This is a genomic window from Methylorubrum sp. GM97, assembly GCF_024347855.1.
Taxonomy (GTDB): Bacteria; Pseudomonadota; Alphaproteobacteria; order Rhizobiales; family Beijerinckiaceae; genus Methylobacterium; species Methylobacterium extorquens.
Genome location: NZ_AP025942.1, coordinates 2,880,425 through 2,898,298 on the forward strand (window position 1 = coordinate 2,880,425; position 17,874 = coordinate 2,898,298).

Below are 17,874 nucleotides of genomic sequence, written 5' to 3' on the forward strand. Positions count from 1 at the left end.
CTAGTTTCGCTTCCCGGCGCGGCCTCTCCGCGCCGGGTCGTCCGGAGGGCTGACACGGTGGCCGAGATCATCAACCTGCGCCAGGTGCGCAAGGACCGTGAGAAGGCGGCGAAAGAGGCCAAGGCTGCGGAGAACCGCATCCTGTTCGGCCGGCCGAAGAAGGCGAAGACGCTGGCCGAGACGCGCAAGGCGATCGAGCAGTCCCGCCACGAGGGTCACCGCCTCGCCGATCCCGATAAGGAATGACGCGCGCGCCCCTGCGGGAGAACGCGAAACGCTCGGTGATGATCGCGGGCCACCGCACCAGCGTCTCGCTGGAGGCGGAGTTCTGGACTGCGTTGCAAGAGATCGCGCAGGCGCGCGGACAATCGGTGCAGGCGCTGATCGGCGCCATCGATTCCGAGCGCGGCGCGCGCAACCTCTCCTCCGCGATCCGGGTGTTCGTGCTCGGCGCGTTTCGCGACGAGCGCGCGCCGTCAGAGCGCCCCCTCGCGGATCGCGCCGGGATCGGCCAGGGCGTGCAGGAGACCGGCGGCGGAATGAGCGAAGCGTAGGGTAACCGACTTGCGCCGGGCCGGGCTCAGCGGATGGTCCGGCGGCTCACGCAGGATCGCTGCGCCGAAAGAATCGGCGACGATGAGGCCGCATTCCTCCGGGATGAGCGATTCCGGCACCGTCTCGGGGATCGCGAAGAAGAAGCGGTCGCAATAGTCGCGGTAATCCGGCCATTTCCGGTCGGCGCGAAAGTCGGCGACGCTCGATTTGATCTCGATGATGGTGAGCCGTCCGGCGCCGCAGAGCGCGATCACGTCGGCGCGGCGTCCGTTGGCGAGCGAGAATTCCGGCAGGCTTACGCAGCCCATTTCGGCGAGCAGGCGTCGGACCCCGCGCTGGATGTTCAGCGCGGTCGGTGACTGGCGCCGGTCCGGCGGCAGGACGATGTGGGCGAGAGCTGTGGACATGCCGGGGCGTTGGCTTGCGGATGAGGCCGAATCGAGTCCGCACATCCTGCCAGCGCGGTTACCTCGGTGTCACCCGCCGCTTTGCCGCACGGCCAAAGCAGCCCGGAGCGCCGCGAACCCGTCCGTGAGGGCGGCGGGGCCCGGTTGGAGGATCAGCGGCGACTTGATCTCGTGGATGCGCCCCGCCGCTACGGCGGGAATCGCGTGCCATCCGGGCCGGGAGCGGATGCGCTCGACGTTGACGCGCTTGCCGCACCAGGAGGCGAGGATCACGTCGGGGGCGGCCGCGATCACCTGCTCCGCGGTGACGATCCGGTCCTTCGCCGCCTGCGCGCGGCTGAGGTCCGGAAACACGTCCTGCCCGCCGGCATAGCCGATCAGGTCGGAGACCCAGCCGATGCCGGAGATCATCGGCTCGTCCCATTCCTCGAAATAGACCTTCGGCCGTGCGCGTCCTGCGTTCTCGGCGGCGGCCTCGGCGAGGTGCGCCGCGTAGGACTGCGCCAGTGCCTCGGCCCGCTCCGCCGCGCCGACGAGGGCGCCGACGGTGCGGATCATCGCGAGGCAGCCTTCTACATCGCGCTGGTTGAACAGGTGGACCGCCACGCCGGCGCGGGCGAGGCTGGCGACGATCTCGGCCTGAAGATCCGAGAAGGCGAGGACGAGGTCCGGTTCGAGGGCGAGAATCTTCGGCAGATCGGCGCTGGTGAAGGCCGAGACCCGCGGCTTCTCCCGGCGCACCTGCGGCGGGCGCACGGCGTAGCCCGAGACGCCGACGATGCGGCGATCCTCACCCAGCAGATAGAGCGTCTCGACGGTCTCCTCGGTGAGGCAGACGATGCGTTCGGGCGGGAAGCGGCGCATGGCGCGTCAGTAATGCAGCCACGTCAGCAGGCCCGCACCGGGGGCGAGCAGGACGAAGGCCCAGACGAAGGCCGAACTCCAATTTGCGAGCTGGAACGGGATGCGGGCGAGGCCGAAGCTGCCGGCGACCAGCGGCACCACCGCCCGCGCCGGACCGATGAAGCGGCCGATGAGAATCGCCCCCGCACCCCAGCGCCGCAGGAAGGCTTCGGCCTTCGCCGTCATTTCCGGGTGCCGGCTCATCGGCCAGAGGCGCTTCACGCCGTCCTTGTAGTAATGCCCGACCTCGTAGGAGACCCAATCCCCGAGCCCCGCGCCGATGCCCGCCCCGATCACCATGGGCCAGAACGGCAGGCCGCTGCTGCCGATCAGCGCGCCGACGCCGAGCAGGATCGCCGTGGCCGGCACCAGCAGCGACAGGACCGCCAGCGATTCGCAGAAGGCGATCACGCCCGTCACCAAGGGTGCCCACGCCTTGTAGGTTTCGATGAAGGTGAGGACGGATTGGCGGGCGGCGTCGAAATCCATACTCACTCCGGAAGATTGGCCGAAAGCCGTATCCAACCTGATGGCATCAGGCCGGCGTCTCTAGGTCTTTGTTTTGATGTGCATTCTTTCGACGAACCGGTGACCGCTTCGTCGGGATGCGGTCAAGGTTGGCCGAGCCCTAACGCGCCGTTGCACCGATCGGATGCGCGCGGGGGCCCGCCGGGTTATCACGATGCAGGAGCGGATACCGGAGCACCATGAAGGTCCTGTCGATCCAGTCGCATGTCGCCTACGGCCATGTGGGCAATTCGTCCGCCGTGTTCCCGATGCAGCGGCTCGGGGTCGAGGTGTGGCCGGTGCACACGGTTCAGTTCTCCAACCATACCGGCTACGGGCAGTGGCGCGGGCGCGTCTTCGACGGGCCGGCGGTGGAGGAGGTCGTGCAGGGCGTGGCCGAGCGCGGCGCGCTCAAGGAGTGCAACGCCGTCCTCTCCGGCTATATGGGTTCGGCCGATATCGGCACCGCGATCCTCCGGACGGTCGCGGCTGTGCGGGCGGCCAACCGCGAAGCGCTCTATTGCTGCGACCCGGTGATCGGCGACACCTATTCCGGCGTCTATGTCCGCCCCGGTATCGCCGATTTCATGCGGTCGCAGGCCGTTCCGGCGGCGGACATCCTCACCCCGAACCAGTTCGAACTCGATCTCATCTCGGATGCGCCGAGCGACACGCTGAAAGCGGCCAAGGCGGCGGCAGCTTCGGTGCAGGCGCTCGGCCCCCGTGTCCTGCTCGTGACCTCGCTCGTCACGGCGGAGACGCCGCCGGATGCGATCGACATGATGGCGGCCGAGGGTGGCTCGTTCTGGCGCGTGCGCACGCCACGGCTCGACCTGAAAGCGGTCTCGGGCGCGGGCGATGCGGTCGCCGCGCTCTATCTCGTGCACTACCTGCGCACCGGCTCGGCGGCCCTGGCGCTCGGCATGGCGGCGGCCTCGATCCACGGCCTGCTGCGCCGGACCGCCGAGGCCGGCTCGGACGAGCTGCTGACCGTCGCCGCGCAGGAAGAGTTCGTCGCGCCGAGTGCGGCCTTTCCCATCGAGATCGTTTGAACCTTCTCAAGGAGTCATGATGCTGGAACGCCGCTTCGCCACCCTCGACGTGTTCACCGATACGCCGCTGGCCGGAAACCCGCTCGCGGTGGTGCTCGACGCTGACGGGCTCAGCGCCGAGGCGATGCAGGCGATCGCCAGCGAGTTCAATCTGTCGGAGACAGTGTTCGTCCTGCCGCCGGCCGAGCCGCGCCACCGGGCCCGCCTGCGCATCTTCACACCGACCCGCGAACTGCCCTTCGCCGGCCACCCGACAGTTGGAACGGCGGTGCTGCTCGCTCTCCGCGACCGGGCCGAGCGGCAGGCGGTGGCGCTGGCGGATGCCGCCGCCTTCGGCCTCGAGGAAGAGATCGGCATCGTCTCCTGCGTCGTCGAGGCAGCGGAGGATGGCCACAACGGTCGTGCCCGTTTCAAGCTGCCGGTTCTGCCGACCTATCTCGGCGAGGCCCCCGCCAACGAAGCCCTGGCCACGGCTTTGGGACTGAAGCCCGGCGATCTCGGCTTTAACCGCCATCAGCCGAGCCGGCACGGCGCCGGCCCCGCCTTCACCTTCGTGCCGCTCGCCTCCGGCGAGGCGCTGGCGCAGGCCCGGCTCGATACCGCCCGGTTCGAGCGCCTGTTCCGCCATGCCGAGCCCGACGCGCTCTACCTCTATGCTCTCGACGCGGAGGGCCTCGGGCAAAGCTACCAGGCACGGATGTTCGCGCCCCATCTCGGCGTTGCGGAAGACCCGGCGACGGGCAGCGCCGCGGCGGCCTTCGCCGGCGTGCTGATGCAGTTCGAGCCGCTGGGCGAGGGCACTCACGACGTGGTGATCCGCCAGGGCGTCGCCATGGGGCGGCCGAGCACGATCGACCTTCAGGTCGTCATCGCCGAGGGCACCCTGCGCTCGGTCGAGATCGGCGGACAGGCCGTGGTGGTGAGCGAGGGCGTGCTGCGTGTCGATTGAGATCGCGGGCGACGCCGCACCCGGTTTCAGCCTCACGCCGCTGGTGCGGGTCTCCGCGCGGCGCGTCGAGTACGATTGGGCCTGGGCGCGGGACAACGCCGAGGCGATCAATCGCAATTGGGAGCGCCGCCTGGCGGAGACGCCGGGCCTGTTCGACGGGCCGGTCTATCTCGCCAGCGGCTGCGTCCTGGCGGACGGCGCGTGCGAGGCGAGCCTGTTCGAGGTGCGCTATTCGCGCTTCCTCGCCTTCCGCGATGCGGGCGTGCCCGACGCGCTGGTGGCCAACGCCTTCGCGGCGATCGTCCCGCACAGCCGAGACGGGGCGGTCCTGCTCGGCGTGATGGGCGCCCAGACCGCCAATGCCGGCCAGATCTACTTCCCCTGCGGAACGCCCGATCCCGGCGACCTGCGCGATGACGGCACGGTCGATCTCGCCGGCAGCGCCGCGCGCGAGTTCTTGGAGGAGACCGGCCTGACGCTCCCCGAGGGGGCGGAGGAGAAATGGGTGCTGCTGCGCGGCGACGGCCAACTCGCCTTCCTGCGCCCGGTCCGCTTCGACTGCGCGGCCGAGACGCTGAAGGCTCGCATCGAATCGCATCGCGGCCACGAGGACGAGCCGGAACTCGCCCACAGCATCATCGCACGCTCGCGCTCCGACATCGACGCCGCCCGGATGCCGGGCTTCGTCCAGGCCTATCTCGCGAGCGTCTTCCCGGCCTGAAAGCCCGGCTTTTACCGGTAGCCGTAGCGCGCCTTGGCTGCCGAGAGCAGGCTCGTCGCCTCGCCCTCGCGGCCGGCGGCGCAGGCGCCCGCCGCCTTGTCGAGATCGGCGCTGAAGCGCGTGCCGACGGCCGCGGACAGATCGCCGGTCTTTACGTCGCCCGCGACGATGGCCTGGGTCCGGGCGATGGTCGGGCCACACCCGGTGCCGGTCGGCAGGGCGGTGACAACCGGTGCTGCGGCCACGGCCGCGACCGGCGGCGGTGCGCTCGACTGGCAGGCACTCAAGGCGCAGCCGAGGACGAGGATGGAGACGGCAAGGGGAAGCGGCGCGGGCACGACGGGTCTCTCCGGTTGCGAGACGAGGTTCGCTGCAGCCAAGCTTGGCCGGCGGTTTGTGCCCTCCGCGCATGGGCCGGTCAATCGTCGGACGGACGCGGCACAGTGCCATTGTTTGAAGCCACTTGGTTCGAAGCCGCTTGCGCGGCTTCGCGGCGCGAAGAGCGCCGCGCGAAGCGGGCTTTTTGGGGCGTGAGCCCCGGAAAGCGTCGAGCGGAGCGAAGCCTGAGCCCGCGGAGGCGGGCGCCGGCGACTGAGGCCGGCAAGCAAACCAGGGTGATCGCTTTCGAGCGATAACCCTGGCATGTGCTTGTCACGATCCCCGCCAATCGGTACATACCGCCACCCTGGTCTCGTGACGGTCTTCCGGCGAGTCAGCCTCTTGAGGAGAATCGAGCGTGGCCCCTGGCCGCCCTGCGCAGACGAACGATGGCGCTGCTCTCGCGGCCGCTTCGTCGTGCGCGCTCATTCTCGTAGGCCTGCTTCTTAGCCGCCCCTGAGGGCCGTCCGGGCGCGATCGCCTGGGCTCTCAGGGGATGCCGCCCATCGACCGGAAGACAGGCTTTTCCGGCGCCGCTCCCAACGTGTCGAGCGCGCCGGCTGCGAGGAACGAAGACCCATGGCGAACACGACTCAGAGCGCGAAGGACCGCGTCGTCATCTTCGACACGACGCTGCGCGACGGCGAGCAATGTCCCGGCGCAACCATGACGCTCGACGAGAAGTTGGCGGTGGCCGAACTGCTCGACGGGATGGGCGTCGACATCATCGAGGCGGGCTTCCCCATCGCCTCCAACGGCGACTTCGAGGCCGTCTCCGAGATCGCGCGGCGCACCAAGCGGGCGACCGTGGCGGGCCTCGCCCGCGCGATTCCCGCCGACATCGCCCGGGCGGGCGAGGCGGTGCGGCACGCTGAGCGCGGCCGCATCCATACCTTCGTCTCGACCTCGGCGATCCACCTCGCCCACCAGATGCGCAAGACGCAGGACGAGGTGATCGAGATCATCCTCAAGACCGTGGCCCAGGCCCGCGACCTCGTCGAGGACGTGGAATGGTCGGCCATGGACGCGACTCGCACCGACATCGACTATCTCTGCCGCTGCGTCGAGGCCGCGATCCGCTCGGGCGCCACCACCATCAACCTGCCCGACACGGTGGGCTACGCCACGCCGCAGGAATACGGCGCGATGTTCCGCCAAGTCCGCGAGCGCGTACCGAACGCCGACAAGGCGATCTTCTCGGTGCATTGCCACAACGATCTCGGGCTGGCGGTGGCGAACTCGCTCGCCGGCCTGGAGGGCGGCGCCCGGCAGATCGAGTGCACGGTCAACGGTATCGGCGAGCGCGCCGGCAACGCGGCGCTCGAAGAGATCGTCATGGCGATCCGCACCCGCGCCGACGTGATGCCCTACGACACCGGCATCGACTCGACGATGCTGACCCGCGCATCGAAGCTCGTCAGCCACGCGGCGAACTTCCCCGTGCAGTACAACAAGGCCATCGTCGGCCGGAACGCCTTCGCCCACGAGAGCGGCATCCATCAGGACGGCATGCTCAAGCATTCCGAGACCTATGAGATCATGACCCCGGCCTCGGTCGGGCTCGCCAAGACCTCGCTGGTGATGGGCAAGCATTCCGGCCGCGCGGCGTTCAAGTCGAAGCTCGGCGAGCTCGGCATCTCGCTGTCCGACAACCAGTTCCAGGACGTGTTCGAGCGCTTCAAGGCCTTGGCCGACCGCAAGAAGCACGTCTACGACGAGGATATCGAGGCACTGGTGGACGAGAAGCGCGCCACCGCCCACGACCGCATCAAGCTCGTCTCCCTGTCGGTGATCGCCGGCACGCGGGGCCCGCAGCGCGCGACGATGAAGATCGAGATGGACGGCCGCATCTTCACCGCGGAGGCCGATGGCAACGGCCCGGTGGACGCGGTCTTCAACGCGATCCACGAGATCGTCCCGCACGACGCGGTGCTCGAACTCTATCAGGTCCACGCCGTGACCGAGGGCACCGACGCCCAGGCCGAAGTTTCGGTCCGGCTGAAGGCCGGAGAGCGCTCGGTCACGGCGCGCGGTGCCGACCCGGACACGCTGGTGGCCTCGGCCAAGGCGTATCTCTCGGCGCTCAACAAACTCTCGGCGGCCTCCGTACGGCTGCACGCGCAGCACGCTGCGGTGGTCTGAACGACACTTCTATCCCACCCCACCCCCTCATCCTGAGGCGCCGCGGTCGCGGCCTCGAAGGAGAGCTCTAGGGATCGCGAGGCCGGCTGGAGCCCTCCTTCGAGGCTCCGCTTCGCTTCGCACCTCAGGATGAGGGCGTGTTCTTGGACGATCGGCCGGTTGGTCGATCAGCTTCGAAAAGTCCCGAAAAAATGCCCGCCTATCGCTCCCGCACCACCACCCATGGCCGCAACATGGCCGGCGCCCGCGGCCTTTGGCGCGCCACCGGCATGAAGGATTCGGATTTCGGCAAGCCGATCATCGCGGTGGTGAACTCGTTCACGCAGTTCGTGCCGGGCCACGTCCACCTGAAGGATCTCGGCCAGCTCGTGGCCCGCGAGATCGAGCAGGCGGGCGGTGTGGCGAAGGAATTCAACACCATCGCGGTCGATGACGGCATCGCCATGGGCCATGACGGAATGCTCTACTCGCTCCCGTCGCGCGAGCTGATCGCCGACAGCGTCGAGTACATGGTCAACGCGCATTGCGCCGACGCCATGGTCTGCATCTCGAATTGCGACAAGATCACCCCCGGCATGCTGATGGCGGCGCTGCGCCTCAACATCCCGGCGGTGTTCGTCTCCGGCGGGCCGATGGAGGCGGGCAAGGTCGTGATGAACGGCGTCACCCGCAAGTTCGACCTCGTCGATGCGATGGTGGCCGCGGCCGATGATCGGGTCTCGGACGAGGACGTCGCCGTCATCGAGCGCTCGGCCTGCCCGACCTGCGGTTCGTGCTCGGGCATGTTCACGGCGAACTCCATGAACTGTCTCACCGAGGCGCTCGGCCTATCGCTGCCCGGCAACGGCTCGACGCTCGCGACCCATGCCGACCGCAAGCGCCTGTTCGTCGAGGCCGGTCACCTCATCGTCGATCTGGCGCGCCGCCACTACGAGCAGGACGACGCCAGCGTCCTGCCGCGCTCGATCGCGACGATGGCCGCCTTTGAGAACGCGATGACCCTCGACATTGCCATGGGCGGCTCGACCAACACGGTGCTGCACCTGCTCGCCGCCGCGCATGAGGCCGAGGTGCCCTTCACCATGGCCGACATCGACCGGCTGTCACGCCGGGTGCCGGTTCTGTGCAAGGTCGCCCCGGCCGTCGCCAACGTCCACATGGAGGACGTGCACCGGGCCGGCGGCATCATGGGGATCCTGGGCGAACTCGACCGCGCCGGTCTGATCGACCGATCCGTCGGCAATGTCGGCTCGGGCACGCTCGGCGCGGCGCTTGACCGCTGGGACGTCAAGAAGACCCAGAGCGAGTCGGTCCAGACCTTCTTCCGCGCCGCGCCCGGCGGCGTGCCGACCCAGGTGGCCTTCAGCCAAGCCTCGCGCTGGGATGAGCTCGACCTCGACCGCGAGGCCGGCGTCATCCGATCGGCCGAGCACGCCTATTCGAGGGATGGCGGGCTGGCCGTGCTCTACGGCAACCTCGCGGAAGACGGCTGCATCGTGAAGACGGCCGGCGTCGATGCTTCGATCCTGACTTTCACCGGCACCGCCCACGTCTTCGAGAGCCAGGATGCGTCGGTGGATGCCATCCTCAACGGCCGCGTGAAGGCCGGCGAGGTGGTGCTGATCCGCTACGAGGGCCCCCGCGGCGGCCCCGGCATGCAGGAGATGCTCTATCCCACGAGCTACCTGAAATCGAAGGGCCTCGGTAAAGCCTGCGCGCTCGTCACCGACGGCCGATTCTCAGGCGGCTCCTCGGGCCTCTCCATCGGCCACGTCTCGCCGGAAGCCGCCGAGGGCGGTCTGATCGGCCTCGTCGAGCAGGGCGACCGGATCGAGATCGACATCCCGAACCGGCGCATCCACCTCGCCGTGGACGAGGCCGTGCTCGCCGAGCGCCGCGCCGCCCGCGACGCGGAGGGCTGGCGTCCGGCCACGCCCCGCAAGCGCAAGGTCAGCACGGCGCTCCGCGCCTACGCGATGCTCGCCACCAGCGCCGCCAAGGGGGCGGTGAGACGAATCGAGCCGTAGGGCATTCTTGTATCCCACCGGTTCTGGCTTCCACCCCGCACCTCATGCTGAGGCGCCCGCGCAGCGGGCCTCGAAGCACGGCGCAAGGTCGATCCTGGCCCGGCGCGCGGCTCCAAGCGAAGGCAGAACCGCCGCGGCGTGCTTCGAGGCCGCGCTTGCGCTCGGCACCTCAGCATGAGGGATCGAAGCGGGGTTACAGCAATGCCGAGGTCATCCCTCGCGCATCGGGCACGGATCACGCATAGACGCGTTCTCAGGCGGAGCTTCGCTCCGGACGGGACAATCGCCTATGCAGATCGCCACGCCCTATCTGATGTTTCTCGGCGACGTGCCGGACCGGCTCGCCGCAAAGACCGCCTACGGCATCAATGACTGGCGCCCCGAATGGTGCGTCGGCCAGTTCCGGATGGAGGGCTGTGCCGCCGATCTCGGCATCCCCGATCTGACTCTGGAGGAGGCGGTCGCTAAGGGCTGCAAGACCATGGTCGTCGGCGTCGTCAATGCCGGCGGCGTGATGCCCGACCACTGGGTCGCGGAGATCGTGGCGGCGCTCGATGCCGGGCTCGACGTGGCGAGCGGGCTACATGTGCGGCTCGGCTCGATCCCCCAGATCGCCGAGGCAGCCAAGCGCAATGGGCGCGCCCTGCACGACGTCCGCCACACCACCGAGACTTTCCCCACCGGCAAGGGCACCAAGCGTCCCGGACGTCGCCTGCTCACCGTCGGCACCGATTGCTCCGTCGGCAAGAAGTACACCGCACTCGCCCTGGAACGGGGCATGCGCGAGCGCGGCTTCGATGCCGATTTCCGCGCCACCGGCCAGACCGGCGTGTTCATCTCCGGCCGGGGCGTGGCCATCGACGCGGTCGTGGCCGATTTCATCTCCGGTGCCGTGGAGTGGGTCTCCCCGGCGGCCGAGCCGAATCACTGGGATCTGATCGAGGGGCAGGGCTCGCTGTTCCACCCCTCCTTTGCCGGCGTCAGCCTCGGCCTGCTGCACGGCGCGCAGGCCGATGCCTTCGTGATCTGTCACGAGCCGACCCGCACCCGCATGCGCGGCGTCGAGGCGACCCTGCCGACGATCCAGGAGGTCATCGACCTGACCATCCGCTGCGGCTCGCTCACCAATCCGGGCATCCGCCCCGTCGGTATCGCCGTGAACACGCAGGCCCTGCCCGAGGCGCAGGCGCGCGCGCTGCTGAGCGAGGCGGAATCCGTTCACGGCCTGCCCGCCACCGATCCCGTGCGCTTCGGCGTCGAGGGGATCGTGGATCGGATCGCCGCCGAGTTTCCGGCCTGAGGGAGAAGAGCCGATGCCGCGTCTGACCGTTGCCGTCGAGCGCTTCCCCATTGCCGGATCGTTCACGATCTCCCGCGGCAGCCGCACCGAGGCGGTCGTCGTTGTTGCGACCGTGGAGGACGGTTCGTTTCGCGGCCGGGGCGAGTGCGTGCCCTATGCCCGCTACGGCGAGACGGTCGAGAATGTCGCCGCCTTCCTCGATGAACAGGCGGCATGGATCGCTGACGGGGGAGGGCGGTTCGACCTCGCCGGGCGGATGAAGCCGGGTGCCGCCCGCAATGCCCTCGACTGCGCCCTGTGGGACCTCGAAGCGAAGCGCAGCGGTAAGCCCGCTTACGAACTCGCGGGGGTTGCTGCACCGGCTCCGGTCACCACCGCCTACACGCTGAGCCTCGGCGAGCCCGAGGCGATGGAGGAAGCGGCGCGTGGGGCGGCGCACCGGCCGCTGCTGAAGGTGAAGCTCGGCGGCGAGGGCGACCCCGAGCGGATTGCCGCCGTGCGCCGCGGCGCGCCGGATTCGCGCCTCATCGTCGATGCCAACGAGGCGTGGCGGCCCGAGACGATTCGCGACAACCTCGCGGCCTGCGCGGCGGCGGGCGTCGGCTTGATTGAGCAGCCGTTGCCGGCGGGCGAGGACGGGTTACTCGCCGAGATCGACCGCACGATTCCGATCTGCGCCGACGAGAGCCTGCACGACCGCGCCGGGCTCGATGCCCTGGCCAAGCGCTACGACGCGATCAACATCAAGCTGGACAAGGCCGGCGGTCTCACGGAAGCGCTGAAGCTCGCCCACGAGGCGCGGGCGCGCGGCTTCGAGATCATGGTCGGCTGCATGGTCGGCTCGTCGCTCGCCATGGCACCGGCCCTGCTGCTCGCCCACCACGCGGCTTACGTCGATCTCGACGGGCCGCTGCTGCTCGCCCAGGACCGGGCGCCGGCCCTGCGCTACGAGGGCAGCACCGTCTATCCGCCGGAGCCCGAGCTGTGGGGTTGAGCGCAGTCTCTACTGAACCGAGCGGATCGCCAGCGAGGGCACCACGTCCTCGCTGAGACGCAGGCGGGCGTCGAGGATCGGTGCGGCCGGATCTTCGGCCTGCTGCTGCGCGAGGTCGGCGATGGCCTGATACTGGCTCAGGCGCCGGTCGATCATGCCGTCGAGCTTCTCGTGGACTTCGGCCACGGTCAGGCTGCGGCGCTTGCCCCCGTCCTTGGCGGTGAAGATGGCGCGGTTGGCACGCGCGGCCCGGCCGAAGGCGGCCTTGGCGACCTTGTCCGGATCCTCGGCGCTGAGCGACAGGAACTTGCCGGCGCTCGCGGTGCCGAGGAAATGCGCGAGATAGAGTTCGGTGGTCTTCAACTCGCGGCCGATCCGCGCCTCGATCCGGCTGCGATCCCGCTTGATCAACTCGCCGGCCATCAGGCCGGAGACGTAGGGGTCGTTGCGCAGGTCGAGCACCCGCTTGCGGGTCGCCGCGTCGGCGATGGTGATGCCGGCGCCATGGCCCTTCACCGCGGCGGCGTCATCGGCCATCCCGTGCTTGGCGCCGTACTGGCGGATCATCTCCAGCCAGGTGCCGGTGACGAACTGGAACAGACCCTGCGCCGAGGAGGCGGAGGACTTCACGTTGGTATCGAAGCTCGATTCCTTGTCGGCGAGCGCCATCATGTAGACGGGATCGACGCCGGTCACCTCGGAGGCCTTCAGGATCGTTTCCACCAGCGGACGCGACACGCTCATCTCGCCGAAGCGGAGGATCTCGTCGTCGGTGTCCGAACGGGGATTGGCCAGCGACGCCTGCATGCGGTCGATCGAGGCGGTCAGCCCGCCGGCTTGGCCAAGCAGCGCGGTGCCGCCCCATTCCGCCTCGGCCCCGGCCGGGCGGAGATCGGCCCGCACCATCATCGGGATCGAAATCGCGACATGTGCGTTCTCGTAGGCGGACACGGCCTGCGGCCCGGCCAGCAGCAGGGTCACGCTGGCGGTCAAGGCGGCAAGGCTGCGCACGAGCGGCGAACGAACGCGCGACGGCTGCGAAGCAGCACCGTTGCCGGCATTCGACCCGCAAGGCACGAGTCGGCTTACGTCGTCGGCGCAGCGCGCCGGCTCCGGGTAAACCCCCATCGGTCTTCCTTGTTGGTGCCTCGGCGTTCTTTTGTGCCGGGCTTCGTTTAACCGGCGGAGGTTTCGCCGCCGGGTGTGACCACAATGGGACCACCCCGTGATCCAAACGTGATCCCGTTAATCCAGCGTTAAGCCATTGTGTTTACGATATTTTAACCAAACGATGCAGTCCCGGCGAAACTGGACCTGCGGCAAAGATGGCAGGGTCGGCACCGGAACGGACTGGGTTGGTCACAGTTGTCATGGGCCGCGCGGCCTCCCGTTAGGGCTCATCCTAAGGCGTCAGCGCCACCACAACAGAAAGATCGAGTTCCCATGGGCATTCAGACCGGTCGACGCGTCGGAGTGGCGTTCGTTGGCATGGGCGGTGCAGTCGCGACGACAGCCATCGCCGGCATCGAAACCATCAAATCGGGTTCGAACCGTCTGGATGGCCTTCCGCTCGCGGGTGTGTCCGTTGCCGGGATGGCCGACTATAAGGATCTCGTCTTCGGCGGCTGGGATCTGAACGGCGACGACCTCGCTTCGGCCGCCACCGGTCACGGTGTGTTGAGCCGCGAGGACATCGAGAACGGCGCCCAGGCGCTCAAGGGCATCACGCCCTGGCCGGCGGTTGGCTCGGCCAAGTTCTGCAAGAACATCGACGGCGGCAACCGCATCGTCGCCAAGGACCATCGCGAGACCGTCTCGGTCATCGCCAACGACCTCAACCGCTTCCGCAAGGAGAGCAACCTCGACGACGTCGTGGTGATCAACCTCGCCTCGACCGAGCGCTGGCCCGATCTCTCCGTGCCGGTTCTCAACTCGGCCGAAGCTTTCGAGAAGGGGCTCGATTCGAGCGACGAGTCGATCTCGCCGGCGATGCTCTACGCCTATGCGGCGATCAAGAGCGGCGTTCCCTACGCGAACTTCACCCCCTCCATCGCCGCCGACGTGCCGGCCCTGATGGAACTCGCCCGCGAGCTGAACGTCCCGGTCGCCGGCAAGGACGGCAAGACCGGCCAGACCATGATGAAGACGGTGCTGGCCCCGGCCCTGAAGGCCCGCCAGCTTCACGTCGATGGCTGGTTCTCGACCAACATCCTCGGCAACCGCGATGGCCTCGCCCTCAACGATCCGAACTCGCTGCAATCGAAGCTCAACACCAAAGGCACGGTGCTCGATTCGATCCTCGGCTACCCGGTCGAAGACCACCTCGTGCACATCCACTATTACCGCCCGCGCGGCGACGACAAGGAAGCCTGGGACAACATCGACGTCACCGGCTTCATGGGCCAGCGCATGCAGATCAAGGTCAACTTCCTCTGCAAGGACTCGATTCTGGCGGCACCGCTGGTGATCGAAATTGCCCGCGTGCTGGATCTCGCCAAGTCCCGCGGTGACGGCGGCGTGCAGGAGCAGCTCTCGACCTTCTTCAAGGCGCCGATGGTGAAGAACGGCCACGGTCCGGAGCACGATTTCGGCAAGCAGCAGCGGATGCTCTTCGACTGGCTCGGCGCGCAGCAGTAAGGCCCCGCGCCCGTGACGGGTTTTTCGCAAACCGGGCCGGCAGCCCCCGTCGCGGTGCGGGAACTGCTGGTCGAACTCGGCGATCTCAAGCGCGTCCGCTCGGCGGGACGCGCAGGCTCGATCGCCGAGCGTCTGTTCGCTCAAGGGTGGTCGGCGCTCACCGGCGGCGCCCCGCCGGAGACCGTCGCCCTCGACATCACGACCAAAGCGCTGGCCGCCGCGCGGCTCTGCGACCTCGACGCGGCGTTCCTCTCGGCTGCCGGGCTCGATGAGGCGCAGACCTCCGACGTACTGGTCGCGGGGCTCGATGCGGTTTCGGAACCGGTCGATCCCGAGTTGCGGGATCGCCTTCGGGCTTGCCTACGCGAGCCCGCCGCTCTGCCGGCCGGGCCCGTGCCGGGCTTCGTCGGCGCCTTAGCGCAGCAGCCCAGAGCAGGGGTGACCTGCCCCGGCAAGCCGCGCATCCTGCTCGAACCGCCTGAGAACCACGCCGAGCACTGCCTCGTCGTGGCGGTCTACGGCGTGCTGCTCAGCCCGTTCTACCGGGCCGATCCGACGACCGTGTTCCTAGCGGCGATGGCGCACCACTTCCACAACGCGGCGATGCCCGATGCCGGCTTCACCGGCGAGATGCTGCTCGGCGACCATCTCTGGCCGATCGTCGGGCGGTGTTCGGAATGGGCTTTGGAAGAGTTGGAGCCGCCGCTGCGGGAGACGGTCCGTGCCGCCCGCCTCGTCCTGCCGGACGATGCCACGGCGGAGGGCCGCGCCTTCCACGCTGCCGACTCCATCGACCGCGTCCTGCAGATCGCCCAGCACCTGCGGGCCGCCTCGCTGACGATGGACACGGTGCTCGGCGAGATGGAACTGGTCCATGCCGGGCCGGTCAAGGCTTTCCAGGATCGCGTTCTGACCGATATGCGCATCCCGTGACGTCCCGCGCTGTCCGGCAGAATCCAGGCTCATGATCCCCTTCGATCTCCTCTCGCCGGAGACCGGCCACAGGCTCAAGGTCGACGGCGCGCATGCCCTGCGCGACGCCGAAACCGGAGCCCGCTGGCCGGTCATCGATGGCATTCCCTATCTTCGCACCGGCCGCGACAGCCTCGTCACGGCGGCGCTCGATCATCTCGACGCCGATCGGCGAGAGGACGCGCTCGTCCTCCTGCTGGCCGATCAGGACGATTGGTGGACCGGTCCGCCGGCCGACCCAGAGTCGTTGCGCCGGCTGGTTCGGGAGCGCGCGAGCGCCACCCTGCGGCAGGCCGTGGACTGGCTCGGCTGGGGCCGCGTCGGCGACTACTTCGTCAACCGCTGGACTGACCCGACCTTCCTGGCGGGCCTGAGCCTGCTGGAGGCGCACTGGAACGACCCGGTCTGTGCGTTCGAGCTTGCCTGCGGCATCGGCCATTACCTGCGCGAATTGAAGCGCCGGGGCGTGAAGGTCGCGGGTGCGGACGTGGTCTTCGCCAAGCTCTGGGTGGCCCGGCACTGGGTGGTCGGCGAAAAAGCGCAGCTCGTCTGTTTCGACGCGTCGTCGCCGCATTGGCCGATTCCCGAGGCGCCGGTCGATCTCGTGATCTGCAACGACGCCTTCTACTTCCTCGACGACAAGCCCGGCATCCTGTCCTGCCTGCGGCAGACCGCCGGGGAAGAGGGCTGGCTCGCCCTCAGCCACATCCACAACAGCGGGCAGCCAGGCTTCTCGGCCGGCAAGGCAATCTCGGCGGCCGAAATCGAGGAGCTGTTCCCGGACGGGCTGGTCTACGACGACGCCGAACTGACCCGCGCCCTGGTCGAGGCGCGCGCACCGCAGCCCCGCGAGCCGCGCGACCTCCGAAGCTGCGAGGCGTTCTCGGTGGTGGCCGGGCCCGGAATGCGCCCGGCGCCGCGGGCGATCGTCGATGGCATCACGCTGCCGCCGGCGGATGCGGCACTTCACCTCAATCCGCTCTACGTGCCCGAGGACGGTGGCTTCGCCATTCGCTGGCCATCGGAGCGGTACGAGGCCGAATACGCCTCGCAGGCGACTTATCCGCTGCATTCGGACGGCCCGGAGGCCATCGACTGGAACGGCAAGCCCAACACGTCGGACGCGGCGCGGGTGCGCCGCCGCGAATACGTCGATCTGCCGGAGCGCTGGTGATGGTGGGAAGCGTCGGCTGGGGCATCGTCGGCTACGGCTGGGTCGCCCGCGACTACATGGCGCCCGGCATCCGCGCCGCGGGGCATCGCCTGATCGCCGTTGCTGATCCCGGCGCGGCGTCGCGCGCGGCGGCGGAAGCCGAGGGCGCGCGGGCGCATGCCGACCTCGCCGGGCTGATCGCCCAGCCCGAGGTCGAGGCGGTCTACGTCGCCACGCCGAACCATCTCCACCGCGGTGCGGTCGAAGCGCTCTGTGCCGCCGGCAAGGCGGTGCTGTGCGAGAAGCCGATGGCCGCTTCTCTCGCCGATGCGGAAGCGATGGCGGCGGCCGTGCGAAAGTCCGGCGCATTCTACGGCACCGCCTTCGACCAGCGCCATCATCCCGGTCACCGTGCCATGCGCGACCTCATCCGCGCGGGCCGGCTCGGCACGGTGACGGCGGTTCGCATCGTCTATGCCTGCTGGCTCGATCGGGCCTGGGCGTCGTTCCGGGGCCAGGACAACTGGCGCATCGATCCGGCCCAGGCGGGCGGCGGCGCGCTGATCGACCTCGCGCCCCACGGGATCGACCTCGTGGATTTCCTGCTCGGCGAGCCGATCGCCGAGATCGCGGCCATGACCCAGGCCCGCGCGCAAGATTACGCCGTCGATGACGGCGCCCTGCTGATCGGCCGCACCGGTTCGGGCGCGCTCGCCCAGCTCAACGTCGCCTACAATTGCCCCGACGCCCTGCCGCGCCGCCGGCTGGAGGTGGTCGGCACCAATGGGATGCTCACCGCGACCGACACGATGGGCCAGACCGCGGGCGGCAGCGTCACCTTCACGAACGGCGCGGATGGCCGGGTCGAAGACATCGCCTTCGACAAAACGGCTTCGCCCTTCCTCGAACAGGTGCGCGCCTTCGGCCGCGCCCTGCGCGAACGGGACGAGCGCACCGCCTGGGACGCCGAGCGCGACCTGCACACCATGCGCCTGATCGCCCGCGCCTACGCGGCGGCAGGCAAACCGGCCGGCCGCGACGCGGCCTGACGACGATTGTTAGGAGCAGACCGTACGATCCCACCCACGCCCTCATCCTGAGGTGCGGAGCGAAGCGCAGCCTCGAAGGATCGTCCAGATCCCCGCGATCCCTGGAGGATCCTTCGAGGCCGCTTCGC

General features: G+C 69.0%; 18 protein-coding genes. 13 read left to right on the plus strand and 5 right to left on the minus strand.

The features are described 5' to 3' along the window. Nucleotides 1-57 precede the first annotated feature (57 nt). Complete coding sequence (locus MSPGM_RS13305) at nt 58-246, plus strand: DUF4169 family protein (protein ID WP_003597777.1); 189 nt, start codon at nt 58-60, stop codon at nt 244-246. After that, on the plus strand, nt 243-554 hold the full coding sequence (locus tag MSPGM_RS13310) for a ribbon-helix-helix domain-containing protein (protein WP_003597778.1): 312 nt from the start codon (nt 243-245) through the stop codon (nt 552-554). The genes MSPGM_RS13305 and MSPGM_RS13310 overlap by 4 nt, the downstream gene beginning before the upstream one ends. Here the strand turns inward: MSPGM_RS13310 and MSPGM_RS13315 are convergent. From MSPGM_RS13315 to MSPGM_RS13325, 3 genes are all read right to left on the minus strand, one after another. Further along, entirely contained in the window at nt 477-962 is a 486-nt protein-coding gene (locus MSPGM_RS13315) for an MmcB family DNA repair protein (protein WP_003597780.1), read from the minus strand. The genes MSPGM_RS13310 and MSPGM_RS13315 overlap by 78 nt on opposite strands. A gap of 69 nt (nt 963-1,031) precedes the next feature. Next, nucleotides 1,032-1,826: a cobalamin-binding protein gene (locus MSPGM_RS13320; RefSeq protein ID WP_261925666.1), complete on the minus strand. Its 795-nt coding sequence runs from the start codon at nt 1,824-1,826 to the stop codon at nt 1,032-1,034. A 6-nt stretch (nt 1,827-1,832) separates the two neighbouring features. After that, on the minus strand, nt 1,833-2,354 hold the full coding sequence (locus MSPGM_RS13325; RefSeq protein ID WP_003597784.1) for a DedA family protein: 522 nt from the start codon (nt 2,352-2,354) through the stop codon (nt 1,833-1,835). Between the two features lie 218 nt (nt 2,355-2,572). Between MSPGM_RS13325 and pdxY the strand changes: the two genes are divergently transcribed. From pdxY to MSPGM_RS13340, 3 genes are read left to right on the plus strand one after another with little or no spacing between them, the layout of a single operon-like run. Further along, a complete protein-coding gene (pdxY, locus tag MSPGM_RS13330) occupies nt 2,573-3,424 on the plus strand; it encodes a pyridoxal kinase PdxY (protein ID WP_261925667.1) in 852 nt (283 codons plus the stop codon). Between the two features lie 19 nt (nt 3,425-3,443). Next, a complete protein-coding gene (locus MSPGM_RS13335; protein ID WP_003597790.1) occupies nt 3,444-4,373 on the plus strand; it encodes a PhzF family phenazine biosynthesis protein in 930 nt (309 codons plus the stop codon). Then, nucleotides 4,363-5,094, plus strand: coding sequence for an NUDIX hydrolase (locus MSPGM_RS13340; protein WP_003597793.1), 732 nt, complete (start codon nt 4,363-4,365; stop codon nt 5,092-5,094). The genes MSPGM_RS13335 and MSPGM_RS13340 overlap by 11 nt, the downstream gene beginning before the upstream one ends. A gap of 11 nt (nt 5,095-5,105) precedes the next feature. Here the strand turns inward: MSPGM_RS13340 and MSPGM_RS13345 are convergent, their stop codons facing one another. Further along, the gene (locus MSPGM_RS13345; protein WP_003597794.1) at nt 5,106-5,432 is read right to left on the minus strand and encodes a hypothetical protein; all 327 of its coding nucleotides are present in this window, start codon (nt 5,430-5,432) and stop codon (nt 5,106-5,108) included. A gap of 619 nt (nt 5,433-6,051) precedes the next feature. On the opposite strand from MSPGM_RS13345, the gene MSPGM_RS13350 reads away from it, so the two are divergent. The 4 genes from MSPGM_RS13350 (at nt 6,052) to dgcA (ending at nt 11,935) form a co-directional block, all read left to right on the plus strand. Then, nucleotides 6,052-7,614, plus strand: coding sequence for a 2-isopropylmalate synthase (locus MSPGM_RS13350; protein WP_012753099.1), 1,563 nt, complete (start codon nt 6,052-6,054; stop codon nt 7,612-7,614). Nucleotides 7,615-7,805: 191 nt separating this feature from the next. Beyond that, nucleotides 7,806-9,641, plus strand: a complete 1,836-nt coding sequence (gene ilvD / locus MSPGM_RS13355) for a dihydroxy-acid dehydratase (protein WP_003597797.1) — start codon at nt 7,806-7,808, stop codon at nt 9,639-9,641. A gap of 289 nt (nt 9,642-9,930) precedes the next feature. After that, a complete protein-coding gene (gene dgcN / locus MSPGM_RS13360; protein WP_261925668.1) occupies nt 9,931-10,941 on the plus strand; it encodes an N-acetyltransferase DgcN in 1,011 nt (336 codons plus the stop codon). A 13-nt stretch (nt 10,942-10,954) separates the two neighbouring features. Then, entirely contained in the window at nt 10,955-11,935 is a 981-nt protein-coding gene (dgcA, locus tag MSPGM_RS13365) for an N-acetyl-D-Glu racemase DgcA (RefSeq protein WP_003597800.1), read from the plus strand. A gap of 9 nt (nt 11,936-11,944) precedes the next feature. On the opposite strand, the gene MSPGM_RS13370 is transcribed toward dgcA, so the two are convergent. Beyond that, on the minus strand, nt 11,945-13,063 hold the full coding sequence (locus tag MSPGM_RS13370; protein WP_003597801.1) for a transglycosylase SLT domain-containing protein: 1,119 nt from the start codon (nt 13,061-13,063) through the stop codon (nt 11,945-11,947). 315 nt (nt 13,064-13,378) lie between these two features. On the opposite strand from MSPGM_RS13370, the gene MSPGM_RS13375 reads away from it, so the two are divergent. From MSPGM_RS13375 to MSPGM_RS13390, 4 genes are read left to right on the plus strand one after another with little or no spacing between them, the layout of a single operon-like run. Further along, a complete protein-coding gene (locus tag MSPGM_RS13375) occupies nt 13,379-14,572 on the plus strand; it encodes an inositol-3-phosphate synthase (protein WP_003597802.1) in 1,194 nt (397 codons plus the stop codon). Nucleotides 14,573-14,584: 12 nt separating this feature from the next. Continuing rightward, on the plus strand, nt 14,585-15,505 hold the full coding sequence (locus tag MSPGM_RS13380) for an HD domain-containing protein (protein ID WP_261925670.1): 921 nt from the start codon (nt 14,585-14,587) through the stop codon (nt 15,503-15,505). A gap of 31 nt (nt 15,506-15,536) precedes the next feature. Further along, nucleotides 15,537-16,718, plus strand: coding sequence for a class I SAM-dependent methyltransferase (locus MSPGM_RS13385; RefSeq protein WP_003597807.1), 1,182 nt, complete (start codon nt 15,537-15,539; stop codon nt 16,716-16,718). Continuing rightward, a complete protein-coding gene (locus MSPGM_RS13390; RefSeq protein ID WP_012753102.1) occupies nt 16,718-17,746 on the plus strand; it encodes a Gfo/Idh/MocA family protein in 1,029 nt (342 codons plus the stop codon). The genes MSPGM_RS13385 and MSPGM_RS13390 overlap by 1 nt, the downstream gene beginning before the upstream one ends. Nucleotides 17,747-17,874: the final 128 nt, after the last annotated feature.

What these genes read in the sequence shown, in the direction of transcription:
- MSPGM_RS13310 (WP_003597778.1), top strand. Translation starts at nt 243, where the DNA reads ATGACGCGCGCGCCCCTGCGGGAGAACGCGAAACGCTCGGTGATGATC.
- MSPGM_RS13315 (WP_003597780.1), bottom strand. Translation starts at nt 962, where the DNA reads ATGTCCACAGCTCTCGCCCACATCGTCCTGCCGCCGGACCGGCGCCAG.
- MSPGM_RS13320 (WP_261925666.1), bottom strand. Translation starts at nt 1,826, where the DNA reads ATGCGCCGCTTCCCGCCCGAACGCATCGTCTGCCTCACCGAGGAGACC.
- MSPGM_RS13325 (WP_003597784.1), bottom strand. Translation starts at nt 2,354, where the DNA reads ATGGATTTCGACGCCGCCCGCCAATCCGTCCTCACCTTCATCGAAACC.
- pdxY (WP_261925667.1), top strand. Translation starts at nt 2,573, where the DNA reads ATGAAGGTCCTGTCGATCCAGTCGCATGTCGCCTACGGCCATGTGGGC.
- MSPGM_RS13335 (WP_003597790.1), top strand. Translation starts at nt 3,444, where the DNA reads ATGCTGGAACGCCGCTTCGCCACCCTCGACGTGTTCACCGATACGCCG.
- MSPGM_RS13350 (WP_012753099.1), top strand. Translation starts at nt 6,052, where the DNA reads ATGGCGAACACGACTCAGAGCGCGAAGGACCGCGTCGTCATCTTCGAC.
- ilvD (WP_003597797.1), top strand. Translation starts at nt 7,806, where the DNA reads ATGCCCGCCTATCGCTCCCGCACCACCACCCATGGCCGCAACATGGCC.
- dgcN (WP_261925668.1), top strand. Translation starts at nt 9,931, where the DNA reads ATGCAGATCGCCACGCCCTATCTGATGTTTCTCGGCGACGTGCCGGAC.
- dgcA (WP_003597800.1), top strand. Translation starts at nt 10,955, where the DNA reads ATGCCGCGTCTGACCGTTGCCGTCGAGCGCTTCCCCATTGCCGGATCG.
- MSPGM_RS13370 (WP_003597801.1), bottom strand. Translation starts at nt 13,063, where the DNA reads ATGGGGGTTTACCCGGAGCCGGCGCGCTGCGCCGACGACGTAAGCCGA.
- MSPGM_RS13375 (WP_003597802.1), top strand. Translation starts at nt 13,379, where the DNA reads ATGGGCATTCAGACCGGTCGACGCGTCGGAGTGGCGTTCGTTGGCATG.
- MSPGM_RS13385 (WP_003597807.1), top strand. Translation starts at nt 15,537, where the DNA reads ATGATCCCCTTCGATCTCCTCTCGCCGGAGACCGGCCACAGGCTCAAG.
- MSPGM_RS13390 (WP_012753102.1), top strand. Translation starts at nt 16,718, where the DNA reads ATGGTGGGAAGCGTCGGCTGGGGCATCGTCGGCTACGGCTGGGTCGCC.